This window comes from Malikia granosa (assembly GCF_002980595.1).
GTDB classification, from domain to species: domain Bacteria; phylum Pseudomonadota; class Gammaproteobacteria; order Burkholderiales; family Burkholderiaceae_C; genus Malikia; species Malikia granosa.
Window position 1 is genome coordinate 1 of sequence record NZ_PVLQ01000120.1, and the last position, 16,709, is coordinate 16,709.

General features: G+C 67.9%; 15 protein-coding genes. 10 read left to right on the forward strand and 5 right to left on the reverse strand.

From position 1 onward, the window contains the following. The first annotated feature begins 140 nt into the window (after positions 1-140). Positions 141-356 (forward strand): glycine zipper 2TM domain-containing protein, encoded by a 216-nt coding sequence (locus tag C6P64_RS17290; protein ID WP_105749775.1) that lies wholly within the window; start codon positions 141-143, stop codon positions 354-356. 149 nt (positions 357-505) lie between these two features. On the opposite strand, the gene C6P64_RS18650 is transcribed toward C6P64_RS17290, so the two are convergent. After that, positions 506-1,036: a GH36-type glycosyl hydrolase domain-containing protein gene (locus tag C6P64_RS18650; RefSeq protein WP_146115972.1), complete on the reverse strand. Its 531-nt coding sequence runs from the start codon at positions 1,034-1,036 to the stop codon at positions 506-508. A 199-nt stretch (positions 1,037-1,235) separates the two neighbouring features. Here C6P64_RS18650 and map point away from each other — a divergent pair, with 199 nt between their 5' ends. Further along, the gene (gene map, locus C6P64_RS17300; protein ID WP_105749777.1) at positions 1,236-2,051 is read left to right on the forward strand and encodes a type I methionyl aminopeptidase; all 816 of its coding nucleotides are present in this window, start codon (positions 1,236-1,238) and stop codon (positions 2,049-2,051) included. A gap of 42 nt (positions 2,052-2,093) precedes the next feature. Then, the gene (locus tag C6P64_RS17305) at positions 2,094-4,739 is read left to right on the forward strand and encodes a [protein-PII] uridylyltransferase (protein ID WP_105749778.1); all 2,646 of its coding nucleotides are present in this window, start codon (positions 2,094-2,096) and stop codon (positions 4,737-4,739) included. Between the two features lie 18 nt (positions 4,740-4,757). On the opposite strand, the gene def is transcribed toward C6P64_RS17305, so the two are convergent. Beyond that, complete coding sequence (gene def, locus C6P64_RS17310; protein ID WP_105749779.1) at positions 4,758-5,297, reverse strand: peptide deformylase; 540 nt, start codon at positions 5,295-5,297, stop codon at positions 4,758-4,760. A gap of 48 nt (positions 5,298-5,345) precedes the next feature. After that, positions 5,346-7,628, reverse strand: coding sequence for an NAD-dependent DNA ligase LigA (gene ligA, locus C6P64_RS17315; protein WP_105749780.1), 2,283 nt, complete (start codon positions 7,626-7,628; stop codon positions 5,346-5,348). Positions 7,629-7,801: 173 nt separating this feature from the next. On the opposite strand from ligA, the gene C6P64_RS17320 reads away from it, so the two are divergent. Genes C6P64_RS17320 through phnE form a run of 4 tightly spaced genes read left to right on the forward strand, consistent with a single transcriptional unit; the run spans position 7,802 to position 11,221 of the window. Then, complete coding sequence (locus C6P64_RS17320) at positions 7,802-8,674, forward strand: putative selenate ABC transporter substrate-binding protein (RefSeq protein ID WP_105749781.1); 873 nt, start codon at positions 7,802-7,804, stop codon at positions 8,672-8,674. 17 nt (positions 8,675-8,691) lie between these two features. Continuing rightward, on the forward strand, positions 8,692-9,525 hold the full coding sequence (locus C6P64_RS17325; protein ID WP_105749787.1) for a phosphonate ABC transporter ATP-binding protein: 834 nt from the start codon (positions 8,692-8,694) through the stop codon (positions 9,523-9,525). 8 nt (positions 9,526-9,533) lie between these two features. Then, positions 9,534-10,388 (forward strand): PhnE/PtxC family ABC transporter permease, encoded by an 855-nt coding sequence (locus C6P64_RS17330; RefSeq protein WP_105749788.1) that lies wholly within the window; start codon positions 9,534-9,536, stop codon positions 10,386-10,388. Then, a complete protein-coding gene (phnE, locus tag C6P64_RS17335; protein ID WP_105749782.1) occupies positions 10,385-11,221 on the forward strand; it encodes a phosphonate ABC transporter, permease protein PhnE in 837 nt (278 codons plus the stop codon). The genes C6P64_RS17330 and phnE overlap by 4 nt, the downstream gene beginning before the upstream one ends. A gap of 62 nt (positions 11,222-11,283) precedes the next feature. Here phnE and mnmH read toward each other — a convergent pair whose 3' ends face one another. Both mnmH and selD read right to left on the reverse strand, forming a co-directional pair. Further along, positions 11,284-12,378 carry a tRNA 2-selenouridine(34) synthase MnmH gene (mnmH, locus tag C6P64_RS17340; RefSeq protein WP_425436777.1) on the reverse strand — a complete coding sequence of 365 codons (1,095 nt, stop codon included), beginning with the start codon at positions 12,376-12,378 and terminating at the stop codon, positions 11,284-11,286. A gap of 5 nt (positions 12,379-12,383) precedes the next feature. Further along, the gene (gene selD, locus C6P64_RS17345; protein ID WP_105749784.1) at positions 12,384-13,418 is read right to left on the reverse strand and encodes a selenide, water dikinase SelD; all 1,035 of its coding nucleotides are present in this window, start codon (positions 13,416-13,418) and stop codon (positions 12,384-12,386) included. A 221-nt stretch (positions 13,419-13,639) separates the two neighbouring features. Between selD and C6P64_RS17350 the strand changes: the two genes are divergently transcribed. From C6P64_RS17350 to C6P64_RS17360, 3 genes are all read left to right on the forward strand, one after another. Beyond that, positions 13,640-15,139, forward strand: coding sequence for a Tle-like phospholipase domain-containing protein (locus C6P64_RS17350; protein WP_146115973.1), 1,500 nt, complete (start codon positions 13,640-13,642; stop codon positions 15,137-15,139). A 10-nt stretch (positions 15,140-15,149) separates the two neighbouring features. Then, positions 15,150-15,941: an ankyrin repeat domain-containing protein gene (locus tag C6P64_RS17355; RefSeq protein WP_105749786.1), complete on the forward strand. Its 792-nt coding sequence runs from the start codon at positions 15,150-15,152 to the stop codon at positions 15,939-15,941. A 97-nt stretch (positions 15,942-16,038) separates the two neighbouring features. Further along, a partial coding sequence (locus C6P64_RS17360) for an ankyrin repeat domain-containing protein (protein ID WP_211296881.1) occupies positions 16,039-16,709 on the forward strand: 671 nt, incomplete at its 3' end.

The window sequence follows — 16,709 nt, forward strand, 5'->3', positions numbered from 1 at the left end:
ATTGCGTTAACAGGCCCTAGCATGATCCGAGATAATCCGATCCTTGCTGGACATCGGCGGGCCAGCTTCCTGGCCCGGCGCAGTGGGGACGTCAGTCATCGGCATGCGGCCACAACAGCTTTTCATACAGGAGCAAGGAGATGAAAAACACCCTTCGTCTGACATGCGGTACGGCAGCCATCGTCGCGCTGCTGGCCTTGGGCGCTTGCTCGGGCATGACGCAGCAGGAAAGGAACACCGCCATCGGTGCCGGCGCCGGCGCGATTGGCGGCTCGATCCTGACCGGCGGCAGCACGGCGGGCACGGTGGGCGGAGCCGCCATCGGCGGCCTCATCGGTCACGAAATCAAGAAATGATGCGGGCGCAATTGTCCAGTGTTCTTGCGGCAATAAGAAGAACTCAATCTCTCAGGGAGTAGAAGAAGATTCCAACCGGCCACAGCGCCGGTTTTTTTGTCTCTGCCAGCGTTCGCTGACCATCCGGCGCCGCCTGCCCGAGCCGCCGTTCAGTCTTCGAGCAGCGGCACCACGAAGGTGGCATCGGGCGCCAGCTCAGTCCAGGCCAGTGGCTGGCCCGGTCGCAGCAGCTGCGCCGCCCCAGCATCGATGCGCGGCTGCAGCTCGGACGCGGTGGCGCGCAGCAGCACGAAGTGCAGGCAGCGGCCCGCGCGGCGCAGCGTCAGTTCGACCTGCGGCCAGTGCTCGGGCAGGCAGAGCCGTAACTGCAGCGTGCTGGCGTCGAGCTGCAAGCCGCAGACCGCTTCGATCGCGGCCCGGTGCAACCAGCCGGCCGCTCCGGTGTACCAGCTCCAGCCGCCACGCCCGACATAGGGCGGCTGGCTGTAGATGTCGCCCGCGACGACATAGGGCTCGAGCTGGTAGCGCGGGCCCCGGACCGAATGGCTGGCCCGATGGGCCGGGCTCAGGTAGCTGACGCCAATCCGGCCATCAGTCTGTGCGCGAGCGCACCCAGCTGCCGCGGCGGCTGCGGCCAGCGACGACCCTGAGGCCGGTGTTGTTTCCCGCGCCGCCGGCAGGCGCCCGGGGCTTCGAACGTAAAATCAGGTTTTCTCCCGTTGTCGAGCCGCCCGCATGACCTGCCCCCGGTGGCCGGCTGCGCCCCTTGCTGCTCGCCGAGCGGCTTTGTTTTTTCACCCAGGCGCTGCCAGGAAAGGCCGGATCGGACCCTCGGTTCGTGCCGGCCCGGGCAGGCCCTCTCAGGATAAGGTTCCGGCCATGACCGTCACCATCAAGGATGCCGCCGGCATCGCCGCCATGCGCGTGGCCTGCCGCCTCGCGGCCGAAGTGCTCGACTACCTCGCGCCCTTCATCAAGCCCGGCGTCACCACCAACGAAATCGACAAGCTTGCGCACGACTACATGGTCGATGTGCAGGGCTGCATCCCGGCGCCGCTGAACTACGCGCCGCATGGCGGCACCCCCTACCCGAAGAGCATCTGCACCTCGGTCAACCATGTGGTCTGCCATGGCATCCCGAACGACAAGCCGCTCAAGAAGGGCGACATCGTCAACCTCGACATCACGACCATCAAGGACGGCTGGCATGGCGACACCAGCCGCATGTTCATCGTCGGCGATGCCTCGCCGGCGGCCAAGCGCCTGTGCCAGATCACCTACGACGCGATGTGGAAGGGCATTGCCCAGGTCAAGGCCGGCGCGCGGCTGGGCGACATCGGCCACGCGATCCAGGTCTTCGCCGAGGCGGCTGGCTACTCGGTGGTGCGCGAATTCTGCGGCCACGGCATCGGCGAGAAGTTCCACGAGGACCCGCAGGTGCTGCACTACGGCAAGCCGGGCACCGGCATGGAGCTCAAGGCCGGCATGACGATCACGATCGAGCCGATGATCAACCAGGGCCGGCGCGAGCTCAAGGAGATGAACGACGGCTGGGGCATCGTGACCAAGGACCGCTCGCTGTCGGCGCAGTGGGAACACACGGTGCTGGTGACCGAGACCGGCTACGAGGTGCTGACGGTCTCGAGCGGCATGCCGCCGATCCCGGCCTTCATCCAGCCCCAGGCACTGGCCTGATTCCTGCTTGACCCTCCCGAGTCCGCCTCCCACCGCCCAGCCATGACGACCGACACCCTCGACCTGCCCGCCCTCAGACAACGCTACCGGGAGGACAAGTCGGCGGTGCTGGCCGAGATCGGCGCGCTCGGGCCTAATTCGCGCGCCATCCGGGGCCTGCTGCGGCGACTGAGCCGCTGCACCGATCAGGTGCTGCAGCAGCTCTGGCAGGGGGCGGGCTTCGATCCGGGCATGGCGCTGGTGGCCGTTGGCGGCTATGGCCGTGGCGAGCTCTTTCCCTACTCCGACGTCGATGTGCTGGTGCTGCTGGCCGAAGGCATGCAGCTCGAGCAGGACGAGGCGCTCAGGACTCGGATCGAATCCTTCATCGGCGCTTGCTGGGACATCGGGCTCGAGATCGGCTCGAGCGTGCGCAGCCGCGACGACTGCCTGGCCGAGGCAGCCCGGGACATCACGGTGCAGACCTCGCTGCTGGAAAATCGCCTGGTCGCCGGCCAGCGCGAGGCCTGGCAGGCGCTCGATCAGGCCTTGGGTGCGGCGATGGACCCGGCCGCCTTCTTCACGGCCAAGCAGCTCGAGCTGCAGCAGCGCCACCAGAAGTTCGAGAACACGCCCTACTCGCTCGAGCCCAACTGCAAGGAGTCCCCGGGCGGGCTGCGCGACCTGCAGATCCTGCTCTGGACCGCGAAGGCGGCCGGGCTGGGCCACAGCTGGGACGAGCTCGGGCGCAACGGACTGGCGACGGCGCTGGAGGTGCGCCAAATCAAGTCCAACGAAGCGCTGCTGAGCCTGATCCGCGCCCGGCTGCACCTGCTTGCGCGCCGGCGCGAGGACCGGCTGGTGTTCGACCTGCAGGCCGCGCTGGCCGACTCCTTCGGCTACCGCGCGGCGCCGCCCGAGGCCGGACAATCCGGCAGCACGCGTGGGGCACGCCGCGCCAGCGAGCAGCTGATGCGGCGCTACTACTGGGCCGCCAAGGCGGTGACCCAGCTCAACCAGATCCTGCTGCTCAACCTGCAGGAGCGCATCAACGCCTGCAACGAGACCGGCGTCGCCTTGAGCCCGGTCAACCCGCGCTTCCTCGACAAGGGCGGCATGCTCGAGGTCGCCAGCGACCTGCTCTACCACGAGCACCCGGAGGCCATCCTCGAGACCTTCCTGCTGCTGCAGAGCGAGCCCGGCATCCAGGGCCTGTCGGCGCGCACGCTGCGCGCGCTCTACAACGCGCGCTCGGTCATGAACGCCGCCTTCCGGCGCGATCCGCGCAACCGCGCCACCTTCCTGCAGATCCTGCAACAGCCCGAGGGCGTGATGCTGGCGCTGCGGCTGATGAACCAGACCTCGGTGCTCGGGCGCTACCTGTGGGTGTTCCGCGCCATCGTCGGCCAGATGCAGCACGACCTGTTCCATGTCTACACGGTCGATCAGCATATCCTGATGGTGGTGCGCAATATGCGCCGCTTCTTCATGCCCGAGCATTCGCACGAGTACCCGTTCTGCTCGCAGCTGGCCGCGGGCTGGGACAAGCCCTGGCTGTTGTACACGGCGGCGCTGTTCCACGACATCGCCAAGGGGCGCGGCGGCGACCATTCCCAGCTCGGCCTGCTCGAGGTCAGGCGCTTTTGCCGCGACCACGGCATCGCGCGCGAGGACAGCGACATGATCAGCTTCCTGGTCGGCGAGCACCTGACCATGAGCCAGGTGGCGCAGAAGCAGGACCTGAGCGACCCGGACGTGATCGACGCCTTCGCGCGCCGGGTCGGCAACGAACGGGGGCTGACCGCGCTCTACCTGCTGACGGTGGCCGACATCCGCGGCACCAGTCCCAAGGTCTGGAATGCCTGGAAGGGCCGCCTGCTGGAGGACCTGTACCGCGCGACGCTGCGCGCCATGGGCGGACGGGCACCGGACCAGGGCGCGGTGATCGAGTCGCGCAAGCGCGAGGCGCTGACCCTGCTGGCGCTGCACACCTTGCCGCACATGGCGCACAAGGCGCTGTGGGACCAGCTCGACGTGAGCTATTTCATGCGCCACCAGGGCGACGAGATCGCCTGGCATACCCGCATGCTGTCGCGCCCGCTGTCGCAGCTCGCCGCCGGCGCCGCGCACCCGACCCTGGTGCGCGCGCGGCCCTCGCCCGAGGGCGAAGGCCTGCAGGTGCTGGTCTACACCGCCGACCAGCCCGACCTGTTCGCGCGCATCTGCGGCTATTTCGACGGCGCGGGCTTCAGCATCCTCGACGCCAAGGTGCACACCACGCGCGACGGCCATGCGCTCGACACCTTCCAGCTGGTGTCGCCCGACCTGTCCGAACATTACCGCGAGCTGATCGCGATGGTGGAGGTCGAGCTCGCGCGCACACTGGAGCTGCGCGGCCCGCTGCCCACGCCCAGCCGCGGCCGCCAGTCGCGCCGCGTCAAGTGCTTTCCGGTGCTGCCACGGGTGGCGCTGCACCCGGACGAGAAGGCACAGCGCTGGGTGCTGACGATTTCCTCGAGCGACCGGGTCGGCCTGCTCTACAGCATCGCGCGCGTGCTGGCGCGTCACGAGATCAACCTGCAGTTGGCCAAGGTCACGACGCTGGGCGAGCGGGTCGAGGATACCTTCCTGATCAGCGGCCCGGCGCTGCAGCACAACCGCGAGCAGATCGAGATCGAGACCGAACTGCTCGAGGCGCTCAAGGACTGAAAGGACCGGGCGTCGGCTTCAGTCGTCGGGCAGGGTGTCTAGGCCCGGAAACAACACATCGGTGTAGCCGAACTGGCTGAAGTCGCGCACCCGCATCGGATAGAGCTTGCCGTCGAGGTGATCGCACTCGTGCTGGACCACGCGGGCGTGGAAGCCCTCGACCTCGCGCTCGATGGGCTGGCCGTAGGCGTCGAAGCCGCTGTAATGCAGGCGCTTGTAGCGCGGCACCATGCCGCGCAGTCCCGGCACCGACAGACAGCCTTCCCAGTCCGACTCCTCCTCGGGGCCGAGCGGGGTAAGCACCGGATTGATCAGCACGGTACGCGGCACCGGCGGCTGCTTGGGGTAGCGCGGATTGAATTGGCCGCTGCCGAAGATCACGATGCGCAGGTTCTCGCCGATCTGCGGCGCGGCCAGGCCGGCGCCATTGACCGCTGCCATCGTGTCCTGCATGTCCTGCAACAGCTGGTGCAGCTCGGGGGTATCGAAGCGGGAAACCGGCAGCGCCTGGCGCAGCAGGCGCGGGTCTCCCATCTTGAGGATGTCGCGTAAGGCCATCTTGTCTCCTCTGGCAGGCCGCGTCTGGCGCACGGCCTCCCCTGCAGTTTACGCGCTGGCCACCGGCTGCGCCAGCAGCTCGAGCAGGCCGGCCTCGTCGATCACGCGCAGTCCGAGCTCGCGCGCCTTGTCGAGCTTGCTGCCGGCTTCCGCGCCCGCCACGACGCAATGCGTCTTCTTGCTGACCGAGCCGGCGACCTTGGCACCGGCGGCCTCCAGCATGGCCTTGGCCTGGTCGCGGCTCAGGGTCGGCAAGGTGCCGGTGAGCACGAAGGTCTGGCCGGCCAGCGGCAAGGCGGTGGCGGTAGCCGCTGGCTCGCCCTCGGGCCATTGCACGCCTGCTGCGCGCAGCTGCTGCACCACCTCGCGGTTGTGCGGCTGGGCAAAGAAGGTGATGATGCTGTGCGCGACCACCGGGCCGACATCGGCGACCTGCAGCAAGGCCTCCTCGCTGGCGGCCATGATGGCGTCCAGGCTGCCGAAATGGCGCGCCAGTTCCTTGGCCGTGGCCTCGCCGACATGGCGGATGCCAAGGCCAAACAGGAAGCGCGGCAGCGTGGTCTGGCGCGAGGCTGCCAGCGCCTCGACCAGGTTCTGTGCCGACTTGTCGGCCATGCGGTCCAGGCCGGCGAGCTGCCCGGCATCGAGCTGGTACAGGTCGGGCAGGGTCCGGATCAGGCCCAGGTCGACCAGCTGCTCGACCAGTTTGTCGCCCAGTCCCTCGATGTCGAGCGCGCGGCGCTGGGCGTAATGCAGCAGCGCCTGCTTGCGCTGGGCCGGGCAGAACAGGCCGCCGCTGCAGCGGTGGTCGACCTCGCCCTCCTCGCGCAGCACTTCGCTGCCGCAGACCGGGCAGCAGGACGGCATGGTGAAGACCGGACCGCGGGCCGGGGGCGGCGCGGCGGCAAACAGGTCGGGCTGCAGCAGGTCGCCCTGCGCCAGCGCGGCCGCAGCCTCGGACGCCAGACCGGTGCCTGCCACCGACTCGGGCTCGACGCTCTCAGGCGACGCGAGCGATGCGCCGCCAGGCGGCACGACCGCGACGATCTCGGGGATCACGTCGCCGGCGCGGCGCACGATCACCTGGTCGCCCACGCGCACGTCCTTGCGCCTGGCCTCGCCCTCGTTGTGCAGGGTCGCGTTCGAGACCGTGACGCCGCCAACGAAGACCGGCGCCAACTTGGCCACCGGGGTGAGCTTGCCGGTGCGCCCGACCTGGACCTCGATCGCCAGCACCTCGGTCATCTGCTCCTGCGCCGGGTACTTGTGCGCCACCGCCCAGCGCGGCTCGCGCGTGACGAAGCCGAGCTCGCGCTGCAGCGCCAGCGCATCGACCTTGTAGACCACGCCGTCGATGTCGAACGGCAGGCTGTCGCGCAGCGCACCGATGCGTCGGTGATAGGCCACCAGCGCCTCGGCACCGACACAGGTCTCGACCAGCTCGGACACCGGCAGGCCCCATTTTTTCAGCGCGAGCAGCAGCTCGTGGTGGCTGGCGAAATCGGGACCACCCTGCTCAGTCGGCGTGACATCGCCCAGGCCATAGGCGAAGAAGCTCAAGGGACGCTCGGCCGCTATGCCTGGGTCGAGCTGGCGCACCGCGCCGGCGGCGGCGTTGCGCGGGTTGACGAAGGTCTTCTCGCCCTTGATGCCAGCGGCGATGCGCGCGCGCTGGCGCTCGTTGAGCGCCTCGAAATCGTCGCGCCGCATGTAGACCTCGCCGCGTACCTCGAGCACCGGCGGCACCGGCCAGGCGCCGATGGCCTGGGCATCGAGGCGCAGCGGGATCTGGCCGATGGTGCGGATGTTCTGCGTCACCTCCTCGCCCTGCTCGCCGTCGCCACGGGTGGCGGCCTGCACCAGCACGCCCGCCTCGTAGCGCAGGCTGATCGCCAGGCCGTCGAACTTGGGCTCGGCAACGAAGCCTATCGGCTCGCCCTGCAGCACGGCCTGCGACAACGGCTGCAGCGGCGCTCGCTCGCCGCGCTCGACCTTGCGCTGCTCGGTCGCGAGGTAGGAGCGCAGCTGCTGCTCGAACTTCTCGGCGCCACTGGCCTCGGTATCGGTCTCGGTGCGGATGCTCAGCATCGGCACGCGGTGACGCACGCTGGCGAAGCCGTCGAGCACCTTGCCGCCGACGCGCTGGGTCGGCGAGTCGGGCGTGATCCAGTCGGGGTGCTCGGCCTCGATCGCCTGCAGCTCGCGGAACAGCCGGTCGTAGTCGGCGTCGGGAATCTCGGGCGCGTCGAGCGTGTAGTAGCGGTGGGCGTGGTGGTGCAGCAGGGCGCGCAGCTCTTGCAGACGCGCCAGGACGTCGGTGGACGAGTCCATAGATGGGGGATCAGGAAAAACGGGGAAATCGGATGCCGCCACCCGTCAAGGGCCGGGGCGCTGGGCTGCATTATCCCAGCAGGTCTGGAGGCAAAGGAAGCGCCTGGATCGACCGGACCCAGGGTTTTCCTGGGTTATGCTCAAGGGTTTTAGCTCTATTGAACGGCTAAGCCATGAAGCAAAATCTGATTTCCCCCGTCCGCCGCGGCCTGCTCGGCGCCGCCCTGCTCTGCGCCGCCGGCCTGGTCCAGGCCCAGACCGCAGCCTCGGTGCTGCGCGTGACCGCCATCCCCGACGAATCCCCGACCGAACTGGCACGCAAGGCCGCGCCGCTCGTGAAGTACCTGGAAAGCCGGATCGGCATGAAGGTCGAGTTCACGCCGGTCAGCGACTACGCGGCGGCGGTCGAGACCCTGGTCAACCGCAAGGTCGACCTGGCCTGGTTCGGCGGCTTTACCTTTGTCCAGGCCAAGGTGCGCTCGGGCGGCAAGGTGATCCCGCTGGTGCAGCGCGAGGAGGACGAGAAGTTCCGCTCGGTCTTCATCACGGCCGATCCGGCGATCAAGCAGCTGGCCGACCTCAAGGGCAAGGATGTGAGCTTCGGCTCGCAGAGCTCCACCAGCGGCCACCTGATGCCGCGCAGCTTCCTGCTGCAGGCCGGCCTCACCCCGGAGAAGGACTTCAAGCGCGTCGCCTACAGCGGCGCCCATGACGCGACTATCGCGGCCGTCGCCTCGGGCAAGGTGCAGGCCGGCGCGCTCAACATCTCGGTCTGGGACAAGTTCGTCGCCGACAAGAAGGTCGATACCAGCAAGGTGCGCGCCTTCTACACCACCCCGACCTACTACGACTACAACTGGACCGTGCATGCCGACATGCCGGCCGCGCTGCGCGACAAGATCGCCAAGGCCTTCCTGGACCTGAGCAAGGCCACGCCCGAGGGCAAGGAAATCCTCGAGCTGCAACGCGCGACCCGCTTCGTGCCGACCCAGGCCGACAACTACAAGGGCATCGAGGCTGCGGCACGCAGCGCCGAGCTGCTGTGAGCCAGGCGGGCTCGGGCCTGCGGCTCGAACTCGACCAGCTCAGCGCCCGTCACCCGCAAGCCAGAAGCGGACAGGCCGCAGCGCTGCAATCGATTGACCTGCGCATCGCGCCTGGCGAGCAGCTGGCCGTGATCGGCCCCTCGGGCGCCGGCAAGACCACGCTGCTGCAACTGCTGGGCTGCGCGCTGCCGCCTGCATCGGGCCGCCTGCGGCTGGACGGGCAGCAGCCCTGGACGCTGCCGGCGGCGCAACTGCGCCAGCTGCGCGCCAGCCTGTTCCTCGCGCCCCAGGTGCCGCCACTGCCGCCACGCCAGCGGGTCGTGACCTCGGTGCTGGCGGGCCGGCTGCCGGCCATGGGCCTGATCGAGAGCCTGCTTGCGCTGTTCAAGCCACGCGACATCCCGGCGGTGTTCGAGGCGCTGGAATGCTTCGACCTCGGCGACAAGCTGTTCCAGCGCGTCGACCGGCTGTCGGGCGGCGAACGCCAGCGGGTCGGACTGGCGCGCGCCCTGCTCGCGCCGGCCCGGCTCTGGCTGCTCGACGAGCCGCTGTCCTCGCTCGACCCGGAGCGCTCGCGCCAGGCGATCGCGGTGCTGCGCGAACAGGCCGCCGCACGCGGCGTCACGCTGGTGACGACCCTGCACCAGGTCGAGGTGGCGCTGCAGCAGTTCCCGCGCGTGATCGGCATGCGCGACGGTCGGCTCATGTTCGACCTGCCCTCCGAGCAGGTCAGCCCCGAGCGATTGGCCCAGCTGTACCGGCACCATGAGCAGGAGCTGCATGGTGCCGCTCCTGTCGATGAGCTTGTACCGCTGGCCCAGGCCATGCCGGTCGTGATGCAATGCCGCTGAACCGGCCCATGAACCAGGCCCGGCTTCAGCCGCGCAATCCGGCCCGCGCCGCGCCGCGCCGCGACCCGGCGTTTGTGCAGCGCCTGTTCTGGAGCACGGCTGCGCTGCTGCTGCTCTGGCCGCTGCTGGTGGCGACCGAATTCAAGCCCTGGCTGCTGCTGCTGCCCGACAGCCTGCGCGTGAGCGCCAACTTCCTGGCCAGCTTCTGGCCGCTGGCGCACGAGCCGGATTTCCTGCTGCTGGTCGCGCGCGAGACCTGGCGCACGGTCGCGATGGCCACTGCCGGCGTCAGCCTGGCGCTGCTGCTGGCGGTGCCGCTGGCGCTGGCGGCCAACAGCGCGCTGTCGGTCTCGGCGCTGGGCGGGCGCATGGCACGCGGTCCGTTCTGGCTGCGCCAGGGCCTGCGCCTGCTGCTGGCGGTGCTGCGCAGCGTGCCCGAGCTGGTCTGGGCGCTGGTCTTCGTGCGCGTGGTCGGGCTAGGAGCAACTTCGGGCGTGCTCGCGATCGCGCTGACCTATGCCGGCATGCTGGGCAAGGTCTATGCCGAGATCCTCGAGAGCGGCGAGACCCATGCCAGCACCACCTTGCTGCGCAACGGCTGCAGCCGGCTGCAGGCCTTCTGCCATGGGCTGCTGCCGGCCTGCGCGGCCGAACTGAGCTCGTACACGGTCTACCGCTGGGAATGCGCGATCCGCAGCTCGGTGGTGCTGGGCTTCGTCGGCGCCGGCGGCCTGGGCCAGCAGCTCGACAGCTCGATGAAGATGTTTGCCGGCGGCGAGGTCGCGACCATGCTGCTGGTCTTCATCGCGCTGGTGGCACTGGCTGACCGCATCAGCGCCGGACTCAGGAAGGCGCTCGGATGAAGCCTGTCCACCACATGAAGGCAGCCAGCCAGCCTCTGCGGCTGCCGGCGCGACCGCGCGACTCCGGCCTGCCAGGCTGGCTGTTCGCGACCCTGCTGCTGGCGCTGGTCGCCGCCAGCTTCCTGTCGCTCGACCTGCAATGGGCGCAATTCCTGTCGCGCGATGCGATGGAGCGCATGGGTGGCTTCCTGGCCGAGTTCTACCCGCCCGAGCTCGGGACCATCTTCCTGCGCAAGGTCGCGGTCGGCGCCTGGGAAACGCTGGCGATGTCGGCGCTCGGCACCCTGCTGGCAAGCCTGGCCGGGCTCGCGCTGGCCTTGCCGGCGGCCAGGCTGCACGGGCAGGACCGGGCGCGCGCGCGCGGCGCTTGCCGGCTGCTGCTCAATGCACTGCGCTCGATCCCCGAGCTGGTCTGGGCCGCGCTGCTGCTGATCTCGGCCGGGCTGGGGCCGTTTGCCGGCACGCTGGCGCTGGCGCTGCACACCACGGGCGTGCTGGGCCGCCTGTTCGCCGAGGCGCTGGAGAACGCCCCGCCTGGCCCGGCCGCGGCGCTGCGGCTGCAGGGAGTGGGCGAAGGCCGCATCCTGCTCTGGGCCACCCTGCCCCAGGTACTGCCGCAGCTGCTGAGCTACGCGCTCTATCGCTGGGAGAACAATATCCGCGCCGCCACCGTGCTGGGCGTGGTCGGCGCGGGCGGACTGGGCCAGCTGCTGTCCTTCCACCTCGGGCTGTTCCACATGCCCAGGACCGCGACCCTGCTGCTGGCGATGCTGGCGCTGGTGCTGCTGGTCGACACCGGCAGCCTGCTGACGCGGCGTCTGCTGACCCGCTGAAGACCGGCGGCCTGGATGGCGCGTCAGACGCGCCAGGCAGGTCTGGGCAGACTGACGCCGCTTCAGGCGATGCCGGAGCGGGCGCGCTCGCGCAGAAACTCGACCACCGCCTGCTGCTCGCCGGCGAAGACGATGCGCTCGCCCTTGCTCTGGCGCTGGAAGGCATACATCGGGTCGTAGTACTCGTGCAGCAGGCCGGCGATCCAGTCGCGGTGCCGCGCCACCTCGCCGCTGTCGCGCTGCTGCGCCAGCGCCTCCTGCATGATCGCGTGCAGGCGCTGGTAGCGTTCGCCGCCCAAGCGCTTGGTGATGCCGGCCAGGCTTTTGAGCAGCTGCTCGGCATAGCGCTCGAAGCCCTGCTCGGTTCCGTGCAGCGCGATGTGATCGTCGAGCTGGCTCACCACATAGTCGCGCAGGATGCGCTCGACCCGGTTCTCGAAGCTGTCCTCGAGCCAGACCAGCGGCGCGGTCTGCATCGCGGCATGCAGCGGCAGCGAGCAGCTGCCGATGGCGCGACTCTCGTCCTCGAGCACGAACTGCTGATGACCGGCATCGCGCTTGCGCAGCAGGTCGATCGCGATCCGGTTCTCGAACTCGATATTGGTCGGCTGCGGCGTGCTGCGCTTGCCGAAGGCCGAGCCGCGGTGGTTGGCCAGGCCCTCGAGGTCGATCGCATGGTCAAGCCGGGTGATCACGTCGGTCTTGCCGGTGCCGGTCATGCCGCCGACGACGACCAGCTGGCATTCGGTCGCTGCCTGCTCGATGGTCTCGATCAGGAAGGTCCGCATCGCCTTGTAGCCGCCGATCACGCGCGGGTAGTCGATGCCGGCCTCGTGCAGCCAGCGCTGCACGGTCTGCGAGCGCAGGCCGCCGCGGAAGCAGTAGAGCACGCCGTCCGGATGCTGGCGCACGAACTCGGCCCAGGCCGCCATGCGCTGCGCCCTGATCGAACCCGACACCAGCTGATGGCCGAGCTTGATCGCCGCTTCCTGGCCCTGCTGCTTGTAGCAGGTGCCGACCTTGGCGCGCTCCTCGTCGCTCATCAGCGGCAGGTTGACCGCGCCGGGAAAGGCGCCCTGGGCGAATTCGACCGGGGCGCGCAAGTCCATCATCGGGATGCCGCGCAGGAAGATCTGGCGGTAGTCTTCGGTCAGCATGGACATCAGATCACCTCGACCGAATGGGCGCCGCGCGGCTCGAGGCAGCCGATGGGCGCCAGCTTCAGGCCCAGCTCGGACGCCAGGGCAAGGAACTCCGCCTCGCCCTCGGGCTCGACCGCGACCAGCAGGCCGCCGCTGGTCTGCGGATCGCACAGCAGCTGCTTCTGCTGCTCGGAAATCGGACCGATCTTGGCGCCGTAGCTGTCGAAGTTGCGCAGGGTGCCACCCGGCACGCAGCCCTCGGCGAGGTAATGCTCGACGCCGGGCAGGCGCGGCACCGCCGCGTAGTCCAGGCGCGCCGTCAGGCCGGCACCATCGGCCATCTCGACCAGGTGGCCGAGCAGGCCGAAGCCGGTGACGTCGGTCATGGCCTTGACGCCAGCGAGCTTGCCGAAGCGCGCGCCGGGCTGGTTGAGCGTGCACATCCAGTCGCGCGCCAGGCCGATGTCCTGCGGACGCAGCTTGGACTTCTTCTCGGCGGTGGTCAGGATGCCGATGCCCAGCGGCTTGCTCAAGTAGAGCTTGCAGCCGGCGGTGCCGGTGTCGTTGCGCTTCATGTGGCGCTTGTCGACGATGCCGGTCACGGCCAGGCCGAAGATGGGCTCGGGCGCGTCGATCGAATGGCCGCCCGCGAGCGGGATGCCAGCCGCGTCGCAGACCGCGCGGCCGCCGCGGATGACCTCGCGCGCGACCTCGGCCGACAGCACATTGACCGGCCAGCCCAGGATGGCGATCGCCATCAGCGGGTCGCCGCCCATGGCATAGATGTCGCTGATCGCGTTGGTCGCGGCGATGCGACCGAAGTCGAACGGATCGTCGACGATGGGCATGAAGAAGTCGGTGGTCGAGACCACGCCGCGCTCCTCGTCGATCGCGTAGACCGCTGCGTCGTCCTTCGAGGCATTGCCGACCCACAGCCTGGGGTCGAGGTTCTGCGCGCCGCTGCCGGCCAGGATGACGTCGAGCACCTGGGGCGAGATCTTGCAGCCGCAACCGGCGCCGTGGCTGTACTGGGTAAGGCGGATGGGCTCGCTCATCTTGTCACTCTCTCGGGGGAAACAGAAAACCTTTGAATATAAGGCCTGCGCGCTCTTGCCGCCTGACTCCGATGCGCACCGGCCCCCGATCCGGAACGGGTGCAGTAGCATTTTCTGCTCGAGCAAGCCCTTTACGCTGCACCAGGCAAGGCCTAGACTGCCCGCACAGCAGATCGACAAGCCGGCAGGGGCGAGCCGCCTCGCTGCGAGGGAGGGAAATCATGAAGGATTTCGGGGCTGCGATGCAAGAAGCGCTGCAGGCGGTCGGCCAGGTCGAGATCAATCAGGCGCACGCACTGGCGCAGATCGGTGCCAGCGCGGTGGACAAGGCCGTCGAGCTCGCGCGGGGCGCGGTCGACTTGATGCTGGCCAATGGGAAGTTGCAGACCGATGCCATCATGGCCAACGCCGAGGCAGGCGGAATTGCGCTGAACAAGGCGGTGGCGACCGGCATATTCGGCGGGACAGTTGCAGGGTCAGTCGCCGCAGCCGCCATTGGGTCACTGCATTACGGCAAACGACAGTTTGACCTGGCTACCCGCGAGCTCTTGCAAGACGCCAACGATCAGATCGGAAGGAAATTCCTGCCGCAACGCGCGGCCGGCCAGCCCTGCCTACCCTGTCTGGACGAAAGCTCGGGCCAGGCGCGCCGGCTGCGCATCGAGAAACGGCAGCGACTGATCCTGCATGGCGAGCGCAGCCCGGACCCGACCGTGCGAGATGCGGCGCAGCGCCTGAAGTCCGACATGCACGCGGTCGAGCTGGCGCGGCTGTCGGACAACAGCTATGCCCAGTACGACCCGAAGGCGGGACCGAAGCAGAAGAAGCCGCCGGAGCCGTGGCGGGCGATGACGGAGCAGGAGATCCAGGATACCGGCATCACGCCTGATTTACTTAAAAAATCGAAAGCGACTATTTACAGGTTGCCGCCTGACTTTCCCTTCGACCCCAAGACCGTGGCCGCATTTCGTGGCACGACTGGTGATACCGAGGACATCCTGACCGACCATGACCAGGCGCTTGGACTTGAGACCGAGCAATACAAGGCTGCAACCGACCTTGGCAGGCAACTGCGGCGCAAAATTCCGGACGCCGAGGTCACAGGTCACTCACTAGGTGGCGGCAAGGCACAGGCGGCTGGTGTCGCCGGCGGACTCAAAGGCAGCATGTTCAATTCGGCAGGACTGCACCCCAAGACGGCCGGCATGTCCCCCGCCAAGCTCGCGACCTACGCCAGCCAGTTCCAGCAGTACCGCGCCGAAGGCGAAGGCGGTGGCGATCCGCTGACCGGTGTCCAGAACTCGCGTGCGCTGCAGGACAAGCTCTATGGCGGCGCGCAGGGCATGCAGAAGCTGGTACAGGTCAACCAATGGGCCTCAAAAGAACTCGGCGTCAATGACCCGCTGGCGGTGCTGCCGGAATCGGCACAGCCGCTCGCGCGCGGCCTGGTCGGACGCATCCTCGACGTCACACCGCAGGAGGCGCTACGCAACCTCGCCTACAGCGGCGGCCAATGGTATGTGCCGCCCGCGCTCGGCGAAGTCCGCGGCATCGCAAGCAAGACTGCAAAAGGCCGCGACACGCCGTTCGAGCAGCAGCATGGCATCGGCGGCGTGATCCACGGACTGGAAACCCGCAAGGCGGGCGACATCAACAAGCTGCTGGCCGGCACCGGCCAGCCCGGACCGGCCAGCGACTACATCGGCCCGACAATGAGCTAGCGAGGACGACATGGGCGCTTTCTCCGAACTCCTGCTCCAGCTGCTGTTCCTGTTTCAATCCGCCCTGGGAGGCTCCATGGTCACGACCGACAAGGTATTTGCCGACCCACGGGTCGCCCAGCTGGCCAATGCCGCTCAGGAAGGCGATCTCGCGCGCATCCAGCAACTGATCAAGGCCGGCGCGCCAGTCAAGTTCGTCGGCCAGGAAGGCATGACGGTGACGCATTACGCGCTGCGCGCGCGCCGCAATGCACCACAGGTCATGGAGCTGCTGCTCAAGGCCGGCGCCGATCCGGTCTCGATGCTGTCGAATGGCAACAACGTGCCGCACTACGCGGTTTCGCGCGACAAAGCCGATCCCGAAGTGGTCAAGGTTCTGATGGCCCACGGGATTGGTCCTAACTGGTTTCCACCTCCCAGCGGACGGTATCAGAAGATGTCGATGCTGCAGGAAGCGATCATGGGCAGGAACTTGTCGGTCATCAAGCTGCTGGTTGAGCGCGGCGCCGATATCAACTATGTGCATCCGATTTCGGGTTCGGCGTTGCACATAGCATTGGATGGCATCGACTTCTACATTCCGGCCTATCTGGTCGAATCCGGCATAGACCTTAAGCTGCTCAACAACACCTCACCCGAAATCAAGAATCCGCGCGCGATCCGGCAGACGGCGATCGAGGACTTCTGCGAAACCGAAGGCGGAAGACGTGGCGATGACCCTCTACCCGAAGCAGCCGACGGCTGGCGCCTCTTCACCGCGGCACTGGCCAAGCGTGGCGTGACCATGCCTTGCGGGCTTTAATTCAGCGTATCAAGACTCGTGAGACGAATAGTTGGCGATCGCCAGCCCGGACCAGCCAGCGACTACATCGGACCGACCAAGGAATAGCGAGGACTGCATGAACCTCATCCGTCATCGCTTGCTGCAAACGCTCTGCCTGCTGCTGGCCTTATGCTGCTGGCTACTCAACCCCGTCACTGGACATGCCATGATCACGACCGACAAGGTGTTTGCCGACCCGCGGGTCGCCCAGCTGGCCAATGCCGCTCAGGACGGCGATCTCGCGCGCATCCAGCAACTGATCAAGGCCGGCGCGCCAGTCAAGTTCGTCGGCCAGGAAGGCATGACGGTGACACATTACGCGCTGCGTGCGCGTCGCAATGCACCACAGGTCATGGAGTTGCTGCTCAAGGCCGGCGCCGATCCGGTCTCGATGCTGTCGAACGGCAAGACCGTGCCGCATTACGCGGTCTCGCGCGACAAAGCCGACCCCGAGGTAGTCAAGGTATTGATGGCGCACGGCATCGGGCCTAACTGGTTTCCTCCCAGTGGCGTTTACCACGACCGATCCATGCTGCAAGCGGCCATCATGGGTAAAAATCTGCCAGTCATCAAGTTGCTGGTCGAGCGTGGCGCCGACCTCAACTACGTCGACCCATTCGATGGCTCGGCATTGCACTTGGCATTGGACGGCATCGACTTCTATATCCCGGCATACCTGGTTAACGCAGGCATCGATCTCAAGCTGCTCGACAGCACCTCGCCGGAGATTACTAAGTTTTCTGAAAG

Bases quoted from the DNA above. Each gene is read 5' to 3' on its own strand.
- C6P64_RS17355 (WP_105749786.1), top strand. From the start codon at position 15,150: ATGGGCGCTTTCTCCGAACTCCTGCTCCAGCTGCTGTTCCTGTTTCAA.
- map (WP_105749777.1), top strand. From the start codon at position 1,236: ATGACCGTCACCATCAAGGATGCCGCCGGCATCGCCGCCATGCGCGTG.
- mnmH (WP_425436777.1), bottom strand. From the start codon at position 12,378: ATGCTGACCGAAGACTACCGCCAGATCTTCCTGCGCGGCATCCCGATG.
- C6P64_RS17320 (WP_105749781.1), top strand. From the start codon at position 7,802: ATGAAGCAAAATCTGATTTCCCCCGTCCGCCGCGGCCTGCTCGGCGCC.
- selD (WP_105749784.1), bottom strand. From the start codon at position 13,418: ATGAGCGAGCCCATCCGCCTTACCCAGTACAGCCACGGCGCCGGTTGC.
- phnE (WP_105749782.1), top strand. From the start codon at position 10,385: ATGAAGCCTGTCCACCACATGAAGGCAGCCAGCCAGCCTCTGCGGCTG.
- C6P64_RS17330 (WP_105749788.1), top strand. From the start codon at position 9,534: ATGAACCAGGCCCGGCTTCAGCCGCGCAATCCGGCCCGCGCCGCGCCG.
- ligA (WP_105749780.1), bottom strand. From the start codon at position 7,628: ATGGACTCGTCCACCGACGTCCTGGCGCGTCTGCAAGAGCTGCGCGCC.
- C6P64_RS17305 (WP_105749778.1), top strand. From the start codon at position 2,094: ATGACGACCGACACCCTCGACCTGCCCGCCCTCAGACAACGCTACCGG.
- C6P64_RS17350 (WP_146115973.1), top strand. From the start codon at position 13,640: ATGAAGGATTTCGGGGCTGCGATGCAAGAAGCGCTGCAGGCGGTCGGC.
- C6P64_RS17290 (WP_105749775.1), top strand. From the start codon at position 141: ATGAAAAACACCCTTCGTCTGACATGCGGTACGGCAGCCATCGTCGCG.
- def (WP_105749779.1), bottom strand. From the start codon at position 5,297: ATGGCCTTACGCGACATCCTCAAGATGGGAGACCCGCGCCTGCTGCGC.